At 68.1% G+C, this 23370-nt stretch carries 8 protein-coding genes; 7 read left to right on the top strand and 1 reads right to left on the bottom strand.

The window, feature by feature from the left end:
- Positions 1-40: 40 nt before the first annotated feature.
- The 5 genes from ACYQ3G_RS09520 to ACYQ3G_RS09540 all read left to right on the top strand — a co-directional run bounded on the left by ACYQ3G_RS09520 (position 41) and on the right by ACYQ3G_RS09540 (position 13427).
- Positions 41-6439, top strand: coding sequence for a hypothetical protein (locus ACYQ3G_RS09520; RefSeq protein WP_459825277.1), 6399 nt, complete (start codon positions 41-43; stop codon positions 6437-6439).
- A gap of 300 nt (positions 6440-6739) precedes the next feature.
- The gene (locus ACYQ3G_RS09525; RefSeq protein ID WP_459825280.1) at positions 6740-7864 is read left to right on the top strand and encodes a WD40/YVTN/BNR-like repeat-containing protein; all 1125 of its coding nucleotides are present in this window, start codon (positions 6740-6742) and stop codon (positions 7862-7864) included.
- A gap of 25 nt (positions 7865-7889) precedes the next feature.
- Complete coding sequence (locus tag ACYQ3G_RS09530; RefSeq protein ID WP_459825283.1) at positions 7890-9206, top strand: hypothetical protein; 1317 nt, start codon at positions 7890-7892, stop codon at positions 9204-9206.
- 54 nt (positions 9207-9260) lie between these two features.
- A complete protein-coding gene (locus ACYQ3G_RS09535; RefSeq protein ID WP_459825286.1) occupies positions 9261-10802 on the top strand; it encodes an outer membrane protein assembly factor BamB family protein in 1542 nt (513 codons plus the stop codon).
- Between the two features lie 33 nt (positions 10803-10835).
- Positions 10836-13427 (top strand): TolB-like translocation protein, encoded by a 2592-nt coding sequence (locus tag ACYQ3G_RS09540; RefSeq protein ID WP_459825289.1) that lies wholly within the window; start codon positions 10836-10838, stop codon positions 13425-13427.
- A gap of 100 nt (positions 13428-13527) precedes the next feature.
- Here the strand turns inward: ACYQ3G_RS09540 and ACYQ3G_RS09545 are convergent, their stop codons facing one another.
- A complete protein-coding gene (locus tag ACYQ3G_RS09545) occupies positions 13528-17259 on the bottom strand; it encodes a hypothetical protein (protein ID WP_459825292.1) in 3732 nt (1243 codons plus the stop codon).
- 183 nt (positions 17260-17442) lie between these two features.
- Between ACYQ3G_RS09545 and ACYQ3G_RS09550 the strand changes: the two genes are divergently transcribed.
- Entirely contained in the window at positions 17443-19968 is a 2526-nt protein-coding gene (locus ACYQ3G_RS09550) for a hypothetical protein (protein ID WP_459825295.1), read from the top strand.
- Position 19969: 1 nt separating this feature from the next.
- Positions 19970-23023 carry a hypothetical protein gene (locus ACYQ3G_RS09555; RefSeq protein WP_459825298.1) on the top strand — a complete coding sequence of 1018 codons (3054 nt, stop codon included), beginning with the start codon at positions 19970-19972 and terminating at the stop codon, positions 23021-23023.
- The last annotated feature ends 347 nt before the right edge of the window (positions 23024-23370 follow it).

The following is a 23370-nucleotide window of genomic DNA, read 5'->3' on the forward strand; positions in this document are numbered from 1 at the left end:
GTTCAGCGCATCCGCCCGGCTCCGCGGGCAGGCAGGTGGTATGGGACGCGCGCTGCATTGCCTCTGTGTGATGGTCCTTTCGACGCTCTTCTTCGCCTCCGCGCCCGCGGCCCAGAGCCTGAGCCCTGAGGAGAGGGCGCTGCTGGCCCTGCTCGACACCCACGCGGCCAACATCCCGGACATCGTCAAGGTCATGGCCGCGGCCGACAGCGATATGGTCGTCGATCTCAAGGGCAAAGAATCCCGGCTTGTTTCCGAAACCGCCGCCTTCTTCAAGACCCTGCTCCAGAGCGGCAGGGGCACGAAGGCCTTCCATTCCCTGCGTGCGAAACTGCCCGACTGGCAGGTCCGGTACCGGGGCATCGAGCGTGCCCTGATGCTTGGTCGGTCCCGCATCGTGCAGCAGGTCTTCCGCGACACCCTGGTCCGTTTCTTCAACGAGCACCCGGAGGCCATCGGCACCATCTACGGGGAGATCGACATCGGCACATGGGTCAGCCTGAAGGTCAAGACCCTGCAGCTGGACAAGGACATCGACCTGAGCACCGTCTCCATCGACGACCGTCTCAACGAGATGTTCCGCGACGATTTCGTGGTCGGGCTCGGGGACTTCATCGGCGTCGCCGACCCGTCGATCACGGCGTCCATGGACGTGCTGCTGACGCCCCACGGGCGGGCCACGCCCGAGGTTTTCATCCGCGAGTGGGGCAAGACCTTCGCGGAGATGGACCTGCTCAAGCGAGGGAAATGGAAGCTCATCCTCTTGCGCCTGGAGGACGGGCGCCTGGTGCCCCCGGACGAGGCCAGACGGCTGCGAGAACAGGGGCGAAACCTCCGGGTCCTGGCCATCGAGACGCGGGAGATGCCCGGTGCCCAGCTCTTCTGGTGGCGGGCCTTCATGGAGAACCGTGAACTCGCGCCCCCGAGGGTTACGCACAAGACGGAGCCGATGCTCAGCCTGGAGATGTCCCGGCATCTCATTCACGATATCGAGCACGGCAGCTACGCGGGCGTCGACAAGCTGCTCAAGGTCATGAAGTACGTCGAGCGCAGCTACCTCGCCAACAAGCAGGCCACGGCGGGCGTTCGCCCCCAGTGGAACCCCTTCGACAAGAACGATTTCATGCTCGCCGAGTTCGCCCGGGATCTGACGCGCGCCAAGGAACTCCCGAATTCGGGCCTCGAAATCGCCAAGGTGCTGGATGCGCACCAGAATTGGCTTTTTCCCGGCGGTCTGAAGGGGGGGAGGCTGGATCAGTCCGAGGACGCCATCAACGATCTCCTGGACCGCTCCAAGAAGGCCATCATCAAGAATGCCGAGGTCGCCCTGGCCCTCAGGCTGCGGGAAATCGCCAGGATCAAGGACGAGAACCGGCGCAACGCGGACCTGGACTTCATGCTCGAGCAGATGGCCGCGGAACTCGAAACGTACAAGGACAGCATCGGGAAGTATCCCGAAGGGCGCATCGGCGATATCGTCTGGCTCGCGCGGAAGCTGCGCGAGGGCGACAAGTGGGGCCCGGATGTGGTCGCCCAGACCATGGACGACCTCATCGAGGCGCTGCAGGAGGACACCTACAAGCTCGACAAGGACCTCATCGACTACTTGTTCTCCCCGGACGACGCGCGGGAACTGCGACGGTATCTCAAGGAAACGCTGCGCTGGAAGGACGAGCAGATAGCCGTTTTCATCGACGGCCTGCGCCAGAGGTTCCCCTCCCTGGCCAAAGGGTACGACCGGCTGCGCGGCGATGTCCGGAAGATCGGCAAGGAGCTTCCGACTTTCGCCCTGGTCCATTCGAAGATCAAGGCCTTCAACGAGGAGTGGTCGCAAACGACCGAAGGCAGCGCGTTGCTGGGCAGCATGGATTTCGCCGACAACGCCCTGACCGTCTACGACGCCTTCATGTCCGGGGAGAACAACGGCGACGGCGCCTACAGGGCGGGCGGGGCGATGCTGAAGATCAAGCTCACGGGCGCCTTCCCCAGCCTGCAGGTCGCAGAGGGGATTCTGCAGGCCTACAGGGAGGGCGACGTCGGGCCCGCGATCAAGTCATTCACCTTCTACTATTTCCCGACCTTCGGCGCCTTCTGGGGGCTGGGAGAGAGCCTGGCCAGGCTCGACACCTTCGCCCACGACCGGGAGTTCCTGTCCCATCTCGACGCCATGCGCACCCGCATGGTCTTCGATCCCAAGACCGGGCACATCACCGACATCAAGCTCAAATCGGGCTACGGCGACGCGCTGGAATTCCGGTATTCACCGGACATGCGCCAGCGGGCCGAGAACTTCGCCGACTATTTCACCAACTCCGGCAACCTCGTCTCCGCCGACGCCTTGCCGGAGTTCCGATTCTGGATGACTCTCATCCCCAGGTCTGCGCAACGTTACGGGTACGGGAGCGACCTCGTCGAAAAGGGCGACGAGGCCACCCAGCAGGCCGGCGAGACCTGGGCCGGGGGCAAACTCGGCCTGGGCGGGACGGACGTTTCCGGGCGCAAGGGCAAGTACTTTCGCCTGCGACGGTACTTCCACACCAACGAGAACCTGCTGGCCGCGGTCCTCGTCCTCGAGTCCTCGGCTGTGGCGCCGGGCTTCACAGACCTGGCAGGGCCCAAGCTCAGGAAGAAGCGCGACGAGGACCTGGCCGGGCTCGAGAACAAGATCGAACGGGCCATGTGGGTTTCGCTGTTCGGCCTGCTCGAGGCCTCGGCCACGCCGCCGGAGGAACTGAAGGGGCTGGTCGAGAGGCTCGAAAAGCTGCAGAAGGAGCTGAGCCTCTCGGACACCCACCTGATGGACATCCGCGGACACGGCAACGGCCTGGTCAGCACCGTCAACAGGGAGATCAAGGCGCAGTTGTCCAAGGATTACTACGGGAAGTTCATCTATGAGCGTTACGTAGGCGTCTACGACCAGATCCTGCGCATCCAGAGCGACATCATCGGGCTGTGGACCCGGAAATACGAGGTCGACTGGAAAAGGATGATCGCGTCGCCCCTCAAGATGGTCCTCGACGGCAGCGCAAGGAGCGCGCCGCGGCTGACCCTCGACACGGACCAGGACCTGCCGCGGGCCCAGGAGTGCCTGGCCGCCCATTTCGCGCGCGGCCTCAAGGTCGACTCCGACCTGGCCGAAGCCCTCGGCCACCGACCTGCGTCCCCCGAGGAGATGAAGCATCGGCGCCACCTGGCGCAGCTCGGTTTCGAGATCGAGCACCTTTTCGACGATTGCGGTGGGCGGACCATCGACTCGTGCCGGCAGGACATCGTCACGGAGATCACGGACAGGCTCAGGCTGTACCGCGAGTATCTCGCGGCCCTGAAGCCCGCCGACTGCACGTACGAATACTCGGACTGGGGGCCGTGTGACCCGGTCACGCGCACGCAGACGCGCAGCCTGCAGGGCAAGAGCCCGAAGGGCTGCACCGAGCGGGAGGCACCGGTGCTGCAGCAGGGCTGCGTCCCCCCGGATGCCGGGCCGGGCAAGGCCAAAGGGTCCGCCGCGGCCGATCTCCCGCCCGGCGGCCCCGACGGTTCGGGCCCGGGCAGTGGCGACACCCTGTTCACGGACGATCCTTCGTCCCTGACCGTCACCGCGCCCTCCATCTGGCCCGGCGATGTCGGCGCCAAGGGGTTCATGCTCCGGCGCGAGGAGGCCAAGGGCGGGGCCATCTACGACATGTGCCCGTACCCGGCCAGCGTCGTGGCCGAGGCCTCCGGGGCCGTCGACTCTTCCTCGGCCCCGGGCAGCCTGGAGGACATTCGCTCCAGGTTCGAGCGGGACAAGGCCGAGCACGAGCGATGGGGGCGGACCGTGGAGATTCGGCCCTTCTCCGCCGGCGGCTTCACGGGTCTGATCCTGGAGTCCGCCCAGCGCTACCTGCCGGGCGGGTGGTCCGGAGAGGGCTTCAGGGACAGCGGCGCGGAGGCCTTCGCCCAGGCCTTCCTCCTCAAGGACGGCCGTTCCCTGGACCTGCGCTACAACGTCGCCTCCAGCGGGTGTTTCGACAACTCCCAGCGCCCCTTCCAGGAATCCCAGACCGCCGCGGCCCTGGCCGAAGCGAAATCCATCATCTCCGGCATCGTCCTGTCCGAGAAGCCGGCCCTGAAGCATGTCCCGTATGCCGGGCCGAAGCTGGACGGTTCGGACCAGCCCAGGGTCACGCTGTCGCCGCCGGCCCTGGAGCGCCTCAAGGTCGGGGACCGGGTCAAGGTCACGGCCGAGGTGCATAACGCCAAGGCGGAGGACGCGCCGTACGCGTACGCCTGGGCCGGGACCTTCGGCGGCCGGCCTGCGGACAGCAGGTCGAGCCCGTCCGTAACCATCGCGCCGACTGCCCCCGGGAAATTCGACCTCTCCGTGACGGTCGAGGGGGCCCGGTTCCCCCTGGGCAGCGCCGGCCTGCAGTACGAGGTCTCGGACTACAGGGTCTCGGCCAGGCGCGTGCAGCCCGAATCTGGACCGGTCCCGGCCGGCCGCGCGGTGGAGTTCGCCGCCGCCCTGACCGTCGACGGCCAGCCCGCCCAGGGGAGCTTCATCTACCGCTGGCAGCCGCATCCCGAGGTGGCCTTCGACAGGCTCGACGCCGACTCCCCCGGGGTCCGCGCCACCTTCTCCAGGCCCGGCGCGACCAGGGTCTGGGTGCAGGTGCTGGAGAGGCGTGACGGGCGCGAGGCGACGGTGGCCGAATCGGAGCAGATCGACATCGAGGTCGTGGCCCCGCGCCTGGCCCTGGCCTTCGACCCGACTGAGCCCATGGTCGGTCAGGACGTCAGGGCGCGCCTGACAATCGAGCCTGAAAGCGCGGACATCGACCTGCGCTGGGTGCCCCTGCCTTTCAACGCCAGGCAGACGGGCGCGACCCCCGACGGCAGGGAGGTTTCCTTCTTCCCCCGGGACGACAGGCCCGTGAACGTGACGGTCATGGCCAGGGTCCCGGGGGCCGGCGACGGCCTGGGCCTGGCCCAGGGCAGCCTCACGGCCAGGAAATACACGGTGCGGGTCTCGGGCCCCAGGGCCCTTGGGCCCAGGCCGCGCGTCTGGAAGGAGGGCGTCGGCCTGGTCGAGGCGGAAGGGGCCTTTGCCGTTGGTCAGGCCGTGGAGTTCTCGGCCGAGACCCAGCCCGAGGCCTTGAGCGGGCCCGTCGCCTACGCCTGGAAGGTCGCCTCCGGGCCGTGCTCGATCGGCAACCCCTCCTCGCGTGAGGTCAGGGCCACGGCCTCCGAGGCCGGGACCTGCGACCTGTCCGTCACGGTCCGCGACCGCAACGGCGTTGAACTGGGCTCGGGCGCGGCCGGTTTCACGGCCAGCCCGACCGGCCCGCCGGCCGCCAAGGGGCAGAAGAAGGCGGCGGATGGCGGCGCCGGGTCCCGGGAGGCCACCGCCCTGACGCAGGCCGCCAAGGACAAGGCCGCCAGGGGCGACTACGACGGGGCTGTGAGGGATGCCGAGGCCGCGGCGGCCCTGGGCCCGGCCGGGTCCGAAGCGGCCGCCCTGGCCCAGGGCCTGCGTGCGGACAGGCAGGGCCTCGACGCGCGGCTCCAGGCGGCACGCGCGCTCATGGCCCTGAACCGGCTGGCCGAGGCCAGGCGTGAGCTGGCCGCGGCCGCGGCGTTGAGCGCGTCCTACCCGCCGGTCCAGGGTGTCGAGCGCGAGCTGAACGAACTGGAGCGCAAGCAGGCCGCGGCGAAGCCGGGCGGTCCCGTGCCTGTGGCCTCTCCCGGCGTGGGCGCGACCGGCGCCGACGCCCCTGGCTCGGCCCGGGCCGGCGCGGGTTCGGCCGAAGGCTCCGCCTTACCGGCCCGGCCGTCGGCGGCGGGTGCGTCGGCGTTGGTCGGCCTGTGGGCCATCGACGCCAACGGCTACGCCGGGAAGATCGAGTTCGTGCGCTCGGGGACCCTGTACATGGGGCGGCTGTGGCTCGACTTCCACGGCGTGTGGGAAGTGCTGGAGGACGTACGCTTCGACGGCCGCGAAGTCCGGTTCACCCGGCCCATCCCCGAGCTGACCCAGCGTTACTCCGGGACCCTGTCCGGGGACCGGGCCTCCGGGACATTCGATCAGGCCGGCGCCGGGAGCTGGAACTGGTCCATGCGCAAGGACGCTTCGACGCCCCCGGGCATGGAGGGCTGCCGCAACGTCGCAGGCGCGTGGAACGTCGTCCAGGGCTCCCTGCGGGGCGTGCTCAGTCTGGCCCAGTCCGGGGACGCGCTCTCGGGCTCCCTGAACTGGGACGGCCATGCCGACGGGACCGTCGAAGCGGGATTCTGCCGGGACGGGCATGTGGAGTTCACGGTCGTCTACCCCGGCGGGGTGCGGAGGGCCTACTCGGCCAGCGTCGACGACGGGTGCACGGCGCTGTTCGACGGCAGCACCGTCACGGGGTCCGGCGATACGGCAGCCTGGTCCGCCAGCCGGGCGGGGGACGGGCCGTAGGCCAGGTCAGGGCGATGCAGGCTTCGCAGGGGGCGAAGGGGGGACGCATGATGATCGCCATCGTTCTTTGGGCACTGTTCTCCTCGGACCGGCCCGGGGGACAAGGAGGGTACGATATCTACCTGATCGCCCTGCCGGCCCCGGGGCCGTCGATGACGGGTGACTGATTCGCGGGGGGCCAAGCGAACTGGAGGGGCTGCCGGGCGCATGGCCTTGTCAGGGGCTGCGGCCAGAAAATTCAGAGGGGGACCTGTGCATCAACCAAGGCAAACCATCATTCAGAGAGTCATGTATGCGGCTATGCTGCTCCTTGCGGCCTTCCTGGCCTCGGGAGCCACGCGGTGCAGCGCCGGGGAGGGGCCCCGGATCACGCAGCTCGCGGCCCTGGAGGGCGGACAGGTCCTGGTCCTGACTACGGAGAAGGGCGGGGTGTACCTCGCCCAGAGACAGGGGTGGCGACGCGCCGACGGCGCGCCCGAGTTGTACGTCCACCGTGCCGCGGCGTCCCGGGGCGGTCGCGTCTATCTGGCCACGTCCCAAGGCCTCTACGTCTTTCGGAACGGCGTCTGGGACAAGGCGGCCGAGGGCGCCTTCGCCGGCTTCTTCCCCGGCGCCGACGGAGGGCAGGCCCTGCTGCATTTCTGGGGTCTGGGGCTGCACATCCTCGACGCGCGGGGCATGACGCAGGAGTCCCTGCAGCTGCTGCGGGAGGCTTCGGCGCGCGAGGAGGCCCTGGTCCGCGAAGAGGAGGACCTGCGCCGCCAGATGGCCCTGCTGCCACGCGGCGACGCCGCCACCCTCGACGAGAAACGCGCGGTCATGCGCGTCTACCAGCAATGGCAGGACGTGCAGCGCCGCCTGGAGGAGGCCGCGGGGCAGGCCCGGGCCGGGGAGCCCCGGCCGGTCACGGAAGGGCTGCCCGAGGACGCGTACGTTTCGGGTGCAGCCCGGTATGGGGATGGCTGGGTCGTCGGGGTCTTCGGGCACGGGACGTTCGGCCTGTCCGCGGACCGGCGGCGCTGGGAGCCCCTCGGCCACGGCCTGCCCGGGCCCTGGGTCCTGGCCGTGGAGGCCGCGCCCTGGGGCGGCGTGTATGCGGGCCTTTACGGCGCGGGCCTGCATGTCCTGGCCCCCGGCGCCACTGTCTGGGAACGCGTGGCCGGGGTGCCGGACGACAGCACGGTGCAGGGCGTGTCCTTCGGCCGGGCAGGCCAGGTTCTGGTGGCCACGCGAGAGCACGGCGTGCTCTTTTCCCCGGACGGCGGGCGGACCTGGCCTGCACCTGGCGGCCGCCCGGAGGGCAACGTGCAGGGTGTGGCCGTCGGCGAAGACGGCAGCCTCTGGGCCGGACTGTGGGAAGGGGGGCTTCTTGTCTCCACCGATGACGGGGCCACCTGGCGGCCCTGCGAACGACTTGAACAGTAGACGCCGCCTGCGCGGCGGAGGCAGCATGCTTCTTTTGCTCAGAAACTTTGTCGCGGCCTGCGTCGTCGCCGCCGCGGCCATGGCTTGGTGGTACCCGGAGCCGGTCCTGCTGCGGGGCGAACTCGTGCGCTGGGGCAGGCTCTACGAGGACAGCAACACCCCGCCCGGCCGCATGTCCGGCGCCATGGGTCTGGGAAAGGCATTCGTGCAGTCCGTCTCGGAGCCCCTGCCCCTGACGGAGTTCATCGCCGCCAAAACCAGGGGGCGCACCGTGACCGTCACGGGCCCCGCCTGGGCGCAGGCCTTCGGCGAACTGGAGCATGGTCTGGCCGTGGGCCGGCGTCCGGTGAGGTTCGACCGGCCGGACCTGAGCCCCTTCTATGAGCTGCCGGGGCCATCCGGGTACGCCGAGTACCGCGACGCCGCGGGCATCCGCCACATGGACTACCGTCGCATCCCGGCCAGGGAGTATGCGACATCCGACGTCCCTGACGAGGCGGCCTTTCCCCTGCGGCGCCATTGGCCGTGGCTGCTCGGGGCCGGACTGGGCGCCCTGGCGGTAGGCCTCTTTGCCGGCCGCGCGGGCGATGTGGTCGCCGGGAGCTCCGCCGGCCGGGGGGTGCGCTGGTCGGCGGTCTGCGCAGTCATGTTCGGCGCCCTGGTCCTTTGGCCCTTCGTCTTCGACACCGTGGGCAGCGGGGCGAGCTACGCGTCCATCGTGATCGGCGGCCTGTTCCTGTTCGGCGCGCTCGTGGGCATGTGGCTCTTTGGCCGGCAGGCCGGCCTGCTGCGTGACATGGTCGAGGGCGGCCGCCATCTGGCCCATTTCACCTTCGAGCCCGAGGAGTGGGAGGCCTTCGCGCGCTGGGAGCACGGCGAGGAATCGTCCCGGAAGAGAGGCGTCTGGCTGCTCATCTTCGTCATTTCCGTGGTCGTGGGCGCGGGTCTGATGATCGTCAAGCGCGACGAGGCCTCGGTCTGGGTGTTCGGCTTTCTCATGGCCTTCATGGTGCTGCTCCTGCTCCTGGCCACGGGCCTGCCGGCCCTGACCTACCGCCGCGACATGCGCAGACCCGGCGAGGTTTATGTCGGTGAGCGGTGCGTGTACGTCAACGGCACGGTGCATTCCTGGGGGACGCTGGGCAGCAGGCTCGATTCCGTGAAACGCGAGCGCAAGCCCCTGCCGCACATCCTTCTCGTTTATTCGTACATCATGGTGGCCGGGCGTTCCCTGTATTTCTTCCGCAATTACGTCACGGTGCGCATACCCGTGCCGAGCGGTCTGGCGGACGGCGGGGACATGATCGTCAAGGCCCTGGAAAAATCGGCCCACGGCGGCTGATCGGACTTCGTCATGCGTATTTTCCTTGGCATGTCTGCCGAACATGGAGGCTTCATGCGACTCTGGCTCCTGCTTCTGCTTTTGTTCGCCTGTCCGGCGTACGCTTCGGAACCGGCCGTGGACACGCTGCCGCCCGAACTGGTCAGGCTACGCGACGAGGGGCGTCTGACGGTCCGGGCCCTGTGGGCCTGGAAGCTTGTGCCCGCGGCCACCGCGACCGCGGCCATGGAACTGCGCGCCATGGGCCTGGACCTCATCGGGGCCGACCGCGCGCAACTGGCGGCGTGGGTCCGGGAGGCGGAGGAAGGGACCGCGGCATTCTCGCCGGCTCAGCGCGAGGTCTTGTCAGGCCTGCTGGCGATGATGGATTCCGGAGATGCCGCCGCGTCTGCGGACATGCTACCGGCAGATGCACCCGCCGCTGCGGCCCTGCCCGTGCCTGGCGTGGTCGATGCGGTCCCTGCTGCGCCTGACACGGTCGATACGGCCCCGCCTGCACCGGACGTGGCAGATGCTGCCCCGCCGTTGCCGGATGTCGCCGAGGCCGCACCGTCGGTGCCCGGCGCCGCTTCTGGTCCGGCCATGTATCGTTGCGGGGCGGCCCGCACGGGCGTTTCGGACGCGTCGGGTCCGGCCGGTCCTCCGGTCGAGCTGTGGAAACTCAAGGTCGGCGACGGCCCGTGCACTCCGCCCGTTGTGCTCGACGGCCTGGCGTGCTTCGGCAGCGTGGACGGCCATCTTTATGCGGTGGATGTGGCTACGGGAGCGCTGAAGTGGAAGTTCTTCGCCGAGGATTGGGTCGACCAGCCGCCGGCCATGGCCGGAGGAACGGTCTTTTTCGGCAACGTCGTTGGCGATAGGAGCGGCGACCGCCATTTTTTCGCCCTGGACGCGGCCACGGGCAGCGAGAAATGGCGCTTCAAGTCCCTGTATTACGGCGTGAATTCCTCGCCGGCCATGGTGGACGGCGCCATCTGCTTCGGAGCCGGCAAACACGTGTACAGCGCCGACCCGCAGACGGGCGATGCGAAATGGAGTTTGGAGACGTCTGATACCGTAGGCACTCCGGCCGTCTCCGACGGCACGGCTTTTTTTGCCCACGCCAACCGCCTGACCGCCGTGGAACTGGGTGCCGATGCGGAAAAATGGACGTTCCGCGCCGGGGCCAACATCACCACCTGTCCGGCCGTGTCGGATGGGCTGGTGGTCTTCGGCAGCGACGATTTCAACATCCACGCGGTGGACGTTCAGACTGGAGTGGAGAAATGGAAGTTCGGCACCGGGCTGATCCATCACCCCGCGGCGGTGCACGACGGCGTGGTCTATGCCGTCAGCGCCGACAACCTGCACGCCCTCGACGCCGCCACGGGGACCGAGAAATGGAAGGTCAACATGCAGCGCGCCGGACTGAAGGCCCCTGTCATCGACGGGGATGCCCTGATCCTCGCTGCCGGCAATTTCCTGGTCTCGCTGGACAGGGCATCCGGGCAGGAGCGTTGGAGATTCGAGGCCGGCGGCGAGATCACGTCCCCGGCCCTGGCGGGTGGCGTGGCGTATTTCTGGAGCGAGGACGGGCATTTGTATGCCGTCCGTTAGCCTTGTGATCAACGCGGCAACGAGGAGGCTCATATGCGTTCTTCCCTGATAATTCTGATGCTGGCCGGGCTCCTGTGCGCGGGGCCTGCATTTTCCGCCACTGCGCAGGGGGCCGCGCCCGAAGTCGAGATCGCCACGGGCCCGGACGGGCTCCTGCAGATGGAAGTCGAGGGCAAGATCACGGTCCGCGCCCTGCGCGGCTGGGGACGGCTGCCTGACACGTTCGTCAAGCTGGCGCAGCGGATGCGGCAGGAAGCGGGGCTCGATCTGCTGGGCGCAAATCTGGATCAGGTCCGGAGGTGGGGCGGCGACGAGGCCGCGGCCGCGTACAGGGCCGAACTGCAGGAACTGGCGGCCTTCATGGAGCGCGGCGAGCATCTGGACTGGACCCCGTCCGCTCCGGGCGCCGCCGTACCGGCCGGCACCCTGGTTCGCAGCGGCGGCGTGCGCTGGACACAGGCCGCCGACGGGCCCGTCGAGGCTCGCGTCGCGTCGGCCGATACAGCGCCTGCCGAAGTCGCTCCGGTCGAAGCCGTGCCTGCCCAGGCCGGGGCGGAGCAGGGGGCGGCGACGGCTTCGTCCCTGCCACCTGCCGCACCGAGCGACGCTGGCCCGGCGGAAGGCGTGGAATTTCCCATCAACGACCAGGTCCAGGGTACGTACAGGGTCAGGCTGCAGGCCGAGGGCATCACGGTGGCCGGGCTGCAGGACGACCCCTATTTTCAGCGGCGCCTGCAGGCCATGCTGCCGGGGTCCCCGGCGGTCGCGGAAGGGGAGAAGCGCCATTTCGACAAGCTTGCCGAGAACATGGGCGTCAAGGCCGCCCTCGACGGTGACGCCCCCTACAGCCGGGTCCTCGGGTTCGTCACGGCCGACACGCCCGTGGTCATCCGCGTCGACGCCCCGGAGAACCCCGAGATTCCCCTGAGCGAAAAGGAGGCCAAGGACGGGGTGTCCTACCGCGTGGCGGGCAAATCTGTGTATGTCTACCGGCACGACGACGCCGGGGGCGACGCTGACATCGGGTTCGAGGAGAGCCGGGACGGCGAGGTGCGCTGGACTCCCCGCCTGGACCCCGCCACGGGCCGCCCTGTGGGCCCTAGGGCCTTTGGCGTCTACATGGCCTACCGGGTCAAGAAATTCATCGGCGACAACGAGCTGGGCACCCTCAGCACCAGCGTGCACCGTGTCGGCTGGGTCGTGACGGCCATGCCCGGCGACGTGTATGAGCACGAGGGGACGCTCTATGCCGTGGGTCAGGAGGAATCCCTGTCGGCCGGGGCGCCGGGCGGACCGGCGACGGCCGCTGAGAACTTCGATTTCGAGCTGCCGCAGTACGCCCTGGATGAAAGGGCCATCAAGCTGTCCGACGACCTGCGCCACGTGGCCTGGATCGAGGGCGAGAAAAAGGGGAAGAAGCGCGTCGTGGTCAACGGCGTGCCCGGAAAATGGTACGACGACGTCAAGGGGTACTCCATGCTCTTCACGCCCAAGGGCGAGACCTTCTGCTTCGAGGCGGAGCTGGGCGACAAGGAGGTTCCGGTGTGCAACGGGGCCGACGGCCCGGTCTTCAGCGAGATCGATTTCCTGAAAATGAGCGAGGACGGGGCCCATGTCCTGGTCGGCGGGCAGACCGGCGACGTGAACCGGGTCTATCTCGACGGCAAGCAGGTGCGCGAGACGCCCGTCCCCGTACGGGAGGGGGCCGTGGCCTGGAACGGCAAGGCCGCCTGGATCGAGCGGGGGCGCGACGAGCAGGCCGGCGCCGACTTCGCCATGGCCGTGACCGCGGACGGGACCGTGGGGCGGAAGTACCCGGCCATTCACGGCAACCTCCTGTTCACGCAAAACCGCGCCGAACTCTACTACATCGCCGAGAAGGAGGGCGGAGACCGCTTCCTGGTTCGGGACGGCGAGGAGCTCACACCCACCATGGGCAGCGGCTACAAGTTCACGGTCACCCCTGACGGTGCGTATTACGCCTTCGTGGCCCATGTGGACGACACGGTCAGGTCCATGGTCGTCAACGGACAGATCGGTCCGGATTTCGAGGATATCTGGGATCCGGCCACGTTCAGCCCCGACGGCTCGCGGCACGTCTACGAGGCCAAGAAGGGCGGTCAGGCGTTCCTGGTGGTCGACGGGCAGGTCTTCGAGCATGATTTCGGGGCCCTCAAAAGCGTTGTCGGCGAAACCTTCAGCCCCGACGGACGGCATTGGGCCGCGGGCTTCCAGATCGGCGACCAGGAATACGTCGTGGTCGTGGACGGCAAGGAGGTCGGCCGCGGCCAGGGCTCGCCCAGAAGCATCGTCTTCAGTCCGGACGGGACGAAGGTGGCCTGGCTGGAGAAGGGCAAGTCGTCCTGGCGGGCCTTCCTCGACGGGCAGGCCGGCCCGGAATTCCGGGAGATCTTCGGCGACGAGCCCCCGCAGTTCAGCCCCGACGGCATGCATCTGATCTACTTCGCTCTCGACAAGGAGAAGAAGGTGCACATCGTCGTCTTCGGGGGCGAGGACCGCGCCCACGACATCATTCCGCCCCGGGCCGTGTTCGCCAAGGGCGGGGTGGAGTACCTGGCCGTCGACGGGAACCGCTTCCGGCGGCAGAGCGTGCCGCTGCCCTGAAACGGTTCCGTCTCGGCCGTCCCTCCCGGCGGCCCGGACAGACATGAAAACAGGCCGGAAACCGCCATGGTTTCCGGCCTGTGTCTTTTCGGGGTGACGCCTAGGAACGTTTTCCGAACTTGACTGCCCCTTCCAGGAGGTAGGTCATGTCCTCCACGACCTCGGGGATGCTCTTGCCGCCGGTCAGTTCGCGGATGCGGCGGTCGGCGGTGACGGGATCGATGTTGTTCTCGCCGAAGTCGGCCAGGATCTGGCGGACCTTGTTCCAGTGCTCGCGGGCGTTCTGGAATTTGGCCTGGCTCTGGCCCGTGGGTTTGACCTGGTCGAGGATGGGGTTCAGCTTGGTCTGCATGTCCTTGGCCGCGCCGCGGCTGATCTCCTGCAGCTTGGTCATCCTGTCGAGGCTCGGGTCGTTCTGCATGTGCCAGGACTTGTAGCGCGTCACGTCGGCCGACTGCTCGCCCCAGGCCTTGGATACGCCGGACTTGTCTGGCGAGAGCCAGGCCAGGTCCTTGTAGCTCTCGGCATGGCCGCTGGTGGTCACGGTTTCCCATGCCTGTCCGGCATTGCGTCCGGTTGACGCCTCGTAGGCCTCGTTCCAGGCCCTCTGGGCGTCCTCCTGCCACTGGTTCAGCTTGGCGGGCTTGCCGTCCCGGGTCAGGGCGCGGGCCGCCTGCTCGTCCAGGCCGATGTCGAAGTCCATGCCTACGGACCCGGCGCTGGCGGAGTTGCGGAACTCCTTGAGGGGCTGCTGGTTCCAGCCCCTGGACTGCATGTTGGCGTGGAACTTGGCCTCCACGTCGGCGTGCACGGCCCGCAGGTGGGCGTTGTAGGCCTGCTGCGAACCGGCGTCGCCCTTGTATTTGAGGAAGTTCTTGGCGTGGGGGCTGCCGTTGACCGCGGCCACCTTGTCGCGGACTGCGGCCTGGAGCTTCATGATCTCCGCGGGCGAGGCCCCGGCCGCGCCCGCCTCGGACAGGCGTTTCTGGGCCTGCCGGAAGTCCTCGACGAGGTCTTCGCCCTGCTTCCTGGCCTGCCTGAACTGCTCCAGGGCGCGCTGGTCCCCGGATTTCGGCAGCTTGGCCACGGCCTGCGGCGCCGTCCCGGAGGACGCCGCCGGCTTCGTCGCCTGCGCACCCGGCGCGGTCCCCTTGGCGGCGGGCGCATCCGGGCCGTCGACGCCGCCCCCTTTGCCCATGACCTTGCCCATGCCGTACTCCATGCCCTTGGCCGTGGCCAGGGAGATGGCCCCGCGCTTCAGGGCTTCCTGCACGCCGCCCTCGCGGTAGCCGCGCATGGCTTCGGCCGCGGCCCCGGCCGTGGGACCGAACATGGAGGCCGTGCGCAGGGCGGCTTCGGCGGGCCCGCCCTCGATGTAGCCCGTGGCCGCCTGGTAGGCGGCGTCCACGTACTGCCCGCCGAACAGGGACAGGACCATCATGCTCGAATCGGCCGCGGTCTTGATGTTCTCGGCCGCCTCCAGGCCCAGTGTGGCGTAGGCGGCCTCCTCGTCGCTCTTGGCCTGCTGCCCCAGGTAGTGGCCCTCCACCTTCTTGCCCAGCGCGTCGGCGATGCGTTTCACGGAGGCCTGATCCATGTTCAGGCGCACTTCCGGCGTCAGTTGGCGCTCCACGAAGGCGCGGGCCTCGTTGCCCTCGTCCCCAGGCAGCATGCCGGCGAGCTTGAAGAGGGCGTCGCTGGAGCGTTGGAAGTTCTCCATCTGCCGCTGGCTCTGCCTGATGTTGGTGATGAACCCGGCATGGGCGTAGTCGTCGAAGGCGGTGCGGGTGCGGACCAGTTCTCCGGTCTCCACGGAGGCGACGAGGTCCTTTTCGCCCTGCAGGTCGGACATGGCGCCGACGATGCGGAACTCCAGCTGCGCGCGGCGTTCGGGGTCGGTCTCCTTGTCCAGTTCGGCCCGGTCGCGGTCCAGGTTGCGCTGGATGATGACCATGTTCTGTTTGTGGAACTCGATGCGCTCGAGCCTTGCCGCTTTTTCGGCCTCGGTCGCGTCGTCCGTGGCCTTCGGCGCCTCTGGTGCGGCGGCCTTTTCGGGGGCCTGGGCCACCGCGGCCTGCGCAGGTTTCGGCGGCGCCTGCTGCGGGCCGAGAAGTCCGGCGAACATGGCCGACAAGGCCTGACGGTCCTGGGCCAGGGTGGATTTTTCGGAAAAGGGGCGGTCCTTGAGCCATTGCCGCGCGGCCCGGAGGAAGAGCGGCGTCCACTCGTTGTGGCGGCGGACGTCGTTCATCGTCGACACGGCGAACTTTTCGAAAGCGGAAACCATGGCCACGCCGACGACCTGCTGGGCCGACTGCTTGAGCGCCTGTTCCGTAGTTTCGGCCGGAGCGGAGGGGGCGGAATCAAGCTGTTCGCGCTTTTCGGCGTTCTTCCTGAGATCCTTTTCGAAGGCGGCCTCGACGGTCTCCAGGGCCACCGGCGGGGGATAGTCGAAGGACTCGGCATCGTCCGCGAGGCGTTCGGCGTTGACGGTGATGACGTACGTGTCCTCCTCGTCCTTGATCTCGTAGCTGTGCCGCAGGATGCCGTCGCCGAATGCGGGCAGCATGCCCGGCATGTCCGGCGTGTCCCCATCGTTCATGCCGAAGATGTTGACGTAGGGATCCGTCTTTTCATCGTAATCCTCGGCGTCCAGCCGCAGGGCGCGGTAGCGGGGGCTGGCCGGGTCCCCCACGGCGTAGACCACAAAGAGGGCCGGGGAACCCTTGATGCCTTCGATCCAGCCGTCCTCGTCGTATTCCGATGACCCGTACCAGATGCCCTCCAGGGGCGGGGCCTCGACGAAGAGTTTCTTGATCGTATCGACGGCCGACTTGTGGCGCGAGCGCGCCTCCTCCTTTTCCGCCACCGGGTCCGGGGCCTCGCCCAGGTCCTGCAGGGCCTGGGCCAACTGTCGGCCCCGGGCCTCCAGGGAGACGAGGTAGTCCTTGAGCATGTCGGCCTGGGCCAGGGCCGCGTCGGCCCCGTCCAGACTGTCGTACCCGGCGGCCAGCCCGGCTTCGTTCCAGGCCTGGTCGAAGGCGGCGGAGGTGGTCGCGATGGCTTCGCGGATGTTCAGGAATTCCGAAAGAATGGGCGTGGCCGCCCGGAAGTGTTCGACGATCTCGGCCGACGGGTGGTCGTAGTAGGCCGCCCAGCGCTGCTCGAATTTCCTGGTTTCGGCTTCGGAAATGTCACCCATGAGGGTGCGGGTGGCCTCCTTGGCCGTGGTGATCATGCCCGCGTACTGGGCGCTGCCGAGCTCGACCATGGGCAGGGCGGGAGGCAGGGCCATGGGCGGCAGGGGGGCCGGGGCCGGGCGGACAGGCACGGAGGCACCTGCTGCCTGCGCCGGAGGTGTGGCGGACGTTTCGGCTACGGAGACGGCGACCTCTTCTTCCTGTGCAGCAGGCGCGGAGGAGGGCTTGCCGGCCGCCTCTTTGCCGGTTTCGCGCATGATGCCCGCCACCCGCTCCAGGGCCTGCTTCTCGGCCGCGCTCAGGGTGGTTCCGTGTTCCTTGAGGATGGCGTCGAGCTGCTGCGGCGTGGCCCCGAGCACGTCGATGCCCTTGCCGCGCAGTCCGGACAGGGGGGCCATGGCGGCTGCGGGGATGCGGCCGAATCCCACGAGGGCGCGGACCGTCAGGGTGTCCTTTTCCATGAGGGCGCGCAGGGCTTCGTCGGATGCGCCGGTCGAGGCCGCCTGCCGCGGGCCGGATGCGGCCGGAGCCCCGCTCTGGGCGCGGACGGGCCATGCGGCCAGAATAAGGAGGAGGGAAAGGGCGAGAATCGGCAAGCGGTCCGTAATGGTCGTGACGCGGGAAAAGAACATGGCATCCCCCTGTACGTGGTTTAGCGGAATATCTAGGAACTTTTGCCGCAAAAAACAATCCGGCCGCTGCACTTCCGCAGGGCAAGCGACTTGCTCTGCCTGTCGTCTTGTGGGTATGCGAAAATATGGCCCGAGGGCAGATGCGGGCCGGCGTCATCCACCTCGTATCCGGGAGGGTCCACGATGCATTTTCGTTTCACCATGGCGATACTCCTGTTCCTGGCCATTGCCGCGGCCAGTCCGTCCCGTGCGGCCCGTGCCGCGGGACTCGAGACGGCGGTCGGGCCCGAAGCTCTGGTGCGGCTCGAACTGCAGGGCAAGGTCACGGTCAGGGCCCTCGGCGCATGGGGGAAGATGCCGGAGCGGTTCGTGGGTCTGGGGCGCACTCTGCGTGCGGATGCGGGTCTGAACCTCCTCGATGCGGGCACCGTCCAGGTCGCGGACTGGCTGGCCCAGGCCCGGGGAGGTGATGCCCGCCTCGCTCCGTCCACGGAAGGGCTCGCGGATCTGCTGGGCTTCCTTGAGCGCGGCGATTTTCTGGAGTGGGTGGCCGTGGCCGACGAGGACGCCGCCGCGCCGGGCGCGCTGCTGCGTCGCGACGGCCGTCGATGGGTTCGGGGGCCCGGCGGACAGGGCCCGGCAGCCGCGTCGGCGTCTTCCGCGCCGGCCGCACAAGACACGGAAGCGCTTTTTGCGGGCGACATGTCCGACATGTGGGCCCCGTATCAGGCTGATGGTGGAAAATTCAAAAATTTCGCTAAAATAGAAAACGGCATGTTCATCGTGGACGTTCCGGAGGGGAATTCCTGGGGGCGCACGGGCATGTACACCAACGCTACCGTCGTCGAGCATCCCCGCGGCGCGCGGCAGGGCGTCAGGCTGACGGCGCTGTTCGACCCGGGCGCGTCAACCGACTTTGTCTTGTCCCTGGTCCCGGCCGAGGCCAAGACCGACGACGAGTGGCGGTACCATCATGTGCGCGTGGGCATGCATCTGGAAACCATCGATGGCCCCCGGACCCTGACCCTGTGGGTCGGGCAGCAGGTGGTCATGACCCGTGAGATCGCAGAGGTCCCGGAGCGCATAGACCTCGTCCTGCGTCCCGACGACGCCATCGTGGTCACCGACGCCGGAGGCAAGGTGCTGCTGCAGGGCGTCATGCCCGGCGACGTCCCCAAGGACGGCTACCGGCTTTACGCCCTCGCCGGCGCCACGGCGAGCCGGCGCGGCAAGCCCGTGCGTCTGTCCCTGAAGCGGATCGAGCGCAGCCGGGAGCCCTTCGCCCTGCAGGCGGCGCATGACGCGCCACTCGACGGGGCCCGGCGGACCATCCTTTTCGAAGGCGGCGTGCTGGGCCGCTGGCTGACTCCCCTGGCCGGCCAGGGCGGGGATTTCCGCAAGCACGCCAGGCTGGAGGACGGGGAGGTCGCGGTGAATGTCCCTGCCAATTCCAGCTGGGGCAAGGTCGGCGTCTATACGCCGGGTCCCGTGCTGTGGCTGGACGGATTCGGCCCCGGCTCCGAGGCGGGCGTGACCTTCGAGTTCGATCCGGACGGCACCACGGGCTTTGTGGTGGCCCTGTCCCCGCTGTACAATCTCAAGAACAACGATCCGGGCAAGCCGTACGTCTGGGCCCAGTGGAACCGCAAGGAGGATGGCTCGGGCGGCAGGAGCATGCTCCTGCTCGATCCGGACTCGCGCGAGGGGGCATGGAAGGTCGAGACGGGAGCGCAGGCCCCGGGCAGAGTGACCCTGCGCATCTCGCCCGAAGGGGTCATGGCCCAGGGCCTGGGCGGGCCTGATGAGCGCTTCCCCTGGAAATGCGCCGTGCCGAACCTGGGCTTCCGGGTCTACGCCTTCAGCCAGGCCGAGAAGGCGGGAGCGCCCGTGCGCATGGCCCTCAAGCGCATCGTCATGGACCGCGTGACCGGCGCTCCGCTGCCCCCGGAGGAACCGGCGCCGGGCGTCGAACCCCTGGAAGAGGCAACCTTGTTCGACGGCCGGGGCGGCGAGGCCTGGGAAAGCTACGGCATCCGCGGGGCCGAGTTCGCCAAGCACGGCCGCTTTGAAGGTGGAGGGTTGGTCGCCGAGGTGCCTGCAGGCACCTTTTCCTGGCCCAAGGTCGGCATCGTGTCACGAAACCCCGTGCTGAACTTCAATGAGCGCATCCTGCGCACGCCCTACGCCGTGCGCATCGCCTGCGACCGGACGCGCACCAGCGGCGTGGAGGCCGTGTTCCGGTCGGCCAGGTCCCCGGAAATGGACAAGGGCACCGAGGTCCAAGCCAGTTTCGTCCGCCACGACACGGGGCCTGACGCGGGCATGTACGTCCTGTCCCTGAGCGGCGAGAACGCCATCTACGTGAACTGGTCGCGCCGGGTTGACGCGCGCTGGGTGGACGCCAACTGGGACGGCGTGCTGGAGGTGCGCTTCGGCGACGGCTGGGTCGAAGCCGGCCTGCCGGGCGGCCCAAGAGTCCGCGGCATGGGGCTGCGGACCGGGAAAGGCTGGGAGTACTATGCGGCCCTGACCACGTGCCCCGCGATCAAGAACGGTGGGTCCTCCCTCGCTTTGAAAGGGGTCGTCGGAGGCTGGGTCACCCCGTCGGGCATGACGGCCGACGAGCGCTGGACGCTGGTCGACGACGAGGACTTCCAGGCCGAGGCGTTCATCGACCATGTGGCCGAATCATTGCCGGAGGAGAACTGACATGAATCAGAGACAGCACGAACCCGCCCGATCCCGCGTCCACGGTCCGGAAATCGCCCCGAAAGGCGTGCGCTTCCTGGCGAGCCTTCTGTCCGCCGCGGCCCTGGTTTTCTGGCTGGCCGGCCCTGTATTCGGCCATGACCTCGAATCGCTGCGCTCCCTGCAGCAGAAGGAGCTCGACGCCATCGAGGCCAAGTATTCCGAGATGGCCCGGAAGGCGGCCGGCAACCCCGACGGTACGGTCAATGTCGACAGCGAGGCTTACCGCAAGATCGAAGTGGAGTATTTCCAGCAGATGGAGAAGACGCGGGCCAAGTACACCAAGTACGACCCCCGCATGCAGGAGCTTACGCGCATTCAGAACACGTACGACGGGCTCATCGAGAATACCGGCTCGGGTGCCGCGACAGGTGACGCAAAGGCCGATACCTCCGCCGATAACGGCCAAAAGAAGGCAAAGGACCTCAAGCCTCCCAAGGACGTGCGTGCGGATCTCGATCTCACGGCCAAGACCGACGAGGCGGCCCGGCAGCTCGTGGACGAGTGGCGCAAGAACGGCGACTACACCATCACTTACGACCCGAAGACGGGCAAATACGTCAGCACGATGCATGACGCGACAATCTGGGAGCCGGCCACGCCCGAGCGACAGAAGGCGCGCCAGGCCGACTCCGACGCCTTCGTCACCCCCGGCGGCAAGAGGGCCGTGGGCGTGACGGGGCCCGAGGCCATGACCGACCCCCTGGGCTACGCCTTGGACAACAAACAGAAGTTTCAACACGCCCGCGAGGTCAAGGACATGAAGACCATGGGCAAAAGCCTCAGCAAGGTCGCCGAGAGCGTGGGCCACACGTCCCCGGTCAGCCGGCAGGCCGACGACCTGCGCAAGTACAAGAGCCTCAATGAGGCGCGCGTGACTCGGCTCGGCGAGTCCAAGGAGGTGCAGGAGCGCAAGATCGAGGAGTTTACGAACAAGGCCGAGGCCGAGCTGGAGGTGGTCGAGCACAAGGCCAAGCAGCGCAGCGAAAAGCTGCAGGAGGCGCGGCGCAACATGGCCGACACGGTCGAGAAGACGTCCAAGGGCAGCGCTGACCAGAACTGGAAGGACCAGCTCGGAGACGAGCCGGGGCAGAGCAAGAAGAGCAAGGGCGGTGGGAGCGACGATACGGCCGAGCAGATCCGGAAACGGGCCGACGCTCTCGACGAGGCCAACGTCGAAGCGAAGAAGCGCGTGGATCGGCCGGACACGCAGCCTGCGCCCGCCGATAAGGGGGGGATGGACGATGCGGCGCGGAAAGGCGACGCCGATGCCGACGCGCGGCGCACTGCCGATGCGGAGGCCGATGCCGGACAGAGGACCACGGCCGACGCCGATGCCGACACGCGGCGCACCGCCGATGCCGATGCGCGGCGCACCGCGGACACAGACGTCGGGCACAAATCGTCGGCCGATGCCGACGTGCCCGCCAGACGCACCGCGGACGCCGATGCAGCTCCCGGCCGCAAGCGCGCTGTCGCGGACGTGGACGGGCCGACCAAGCCCGGGGTCCCGTCGGGGGACGGCATCGTGCAGAAGGGCATGAACGCCGCCGACAAGGCCGACATGATCATCCAGGGCATCGAGATCACGACCACCGTCGTCGAGGGCATCAAGGAGGGCGACGCGGCCAAGGCGGCCTCGCCCCTCCTCGGCCAGGACACGTCCGAGCGGGCCAGGATGATGAACGCCTACGAGTGGGCCGAACTGGAGGGCAAGGCCTTCGAGGCCAAGGACCGTGAGGTTGCCGCCGAGATCGAGGCCAAGCTGCGCCGCATGGGCGCCACGCAGGCCGAGGCCCGGGAGGCCCGGAACAGGTTCGAGAGCGGCGATCGGAGTGGTTTTCGTCAGAACGTGGCCCGCATCAAGGAAAAGGGGGGCAAGGACGACGGCCAGCGGGCCCTGGACGCCGGCGGGGCGCTGCAGGAAGAGGACGGCATGAAGGAGCGCCTCAAGGAAGGCGGCAGGCAGGCCGGCAAGTATGTCGACTGGTTTTACGGAGGCATCGTGGAGAAGACCGAGGCCGCCATGGAGGGGCGCAAGCAGTTGGGCGCCATCCAGGAGGGTACTCAGGGCGGCATCCAGGACGACGTGGACAACCAGGTGGTCAAGAAGATGATGCGCATGGGCGTGCCCTACGAGGAGGCGCGCCGGGCCGTGGACATGAGGCGCACGGGCGATTCGTCGGAGTTCATCAGGATCGCCGAGCGTCTGCACCGGGAGGGCGTTGTGGACCCGGAGGCCGGCACGTCGGGCCTGGACGCCACGGGCCGGACCGACACCTTCGAGGGAGGCGACATCTGGAAGGAGGTTTCGGGCAACGCGTGGGAGATGGTGGAGAGCAAGGGTCGGACCGTGCTCAAGCCCCTGGATATGATCTTCGAGTGGCAGGAGGAGAACAACCTGGAGGAGATGCGCAAAAACGAGCGCGCGGCCAAGGTCTACCAGGTTCTGCGCGGCAACGGCGTGCCCAAGGACGAGGCCCTGTCCGCGGCCAGGTCCTTCGCCGAGGACGAGAATTCTGCCGAGCTGCGGGAGGTCTACGACAGGTACGTCAAGGGCAGGAAGGGCGGCAAGGCTCCGGCCGCCGAGGTCGCCGTCAAGCACAAGAATTTGGTGGAGTATCTGAAGAGCCTCAACCACAAGAAGATGGAGAACGTGTTCGCGCACCTGGGCGTCGCACCGTCCCAGGAGTTCCTGAACTGCCTGTGTCGTTCCGCGGGCTACGGCAGTCCGGGCACGGCGCAGATCTACCACCCAGACACCATCGGGGACTACAACCCCAAGTACAGCTGCAACAAGCCGGGCGATCCGTGCGTCGTTTCAGGTTTCGGCTGCCTGCGCTATCCGCTGCCCTCGGATTCGAGCATATGGGAATCGTGCATGGCCGCGCACAGATTGAATGCGGTCACGGGCGGCGACGGCAAGGTGGTTCCCGACTCCGGGGAGCGTCTGGACGATGTGTTGATGCAGAAGATTCGGGAGCGGAACGCGAAGAAGGCTGCCGCGTTGCAGTAGGCCATCAGGTTAAAATGTGGGACGGGCCTGCAAGGAAGGCCGCGCATGACGATGCCTGTCAGGGGAGTTGAAGATTTCCAACGATGCGGGTTTCCTGATCGTAAAGGCGGCTTCCTCTGAACAGGGCGAAAACCCCGTGTCGGCGTGTCTGGAACACGACCTTCGGTCAGTGATTTCCGGCCGACGGCCGTCCTTCGTTGCGGGGCTGGCGTCGTTTCGGGGAGCGTGAGGTTCGGTCTCATAATCCGCGGTCGCCACGTCACGGTCTACGCTGCGCAACGTGGCCATGGGCGTCGGCCGCCTGGCGGCCACGGAGATCGTCTGCCGGCTCGGTTGTTGAAAACGGC

Source organism: Desulfomicrobium salsuginis (genome assembly GCF_054657795.1).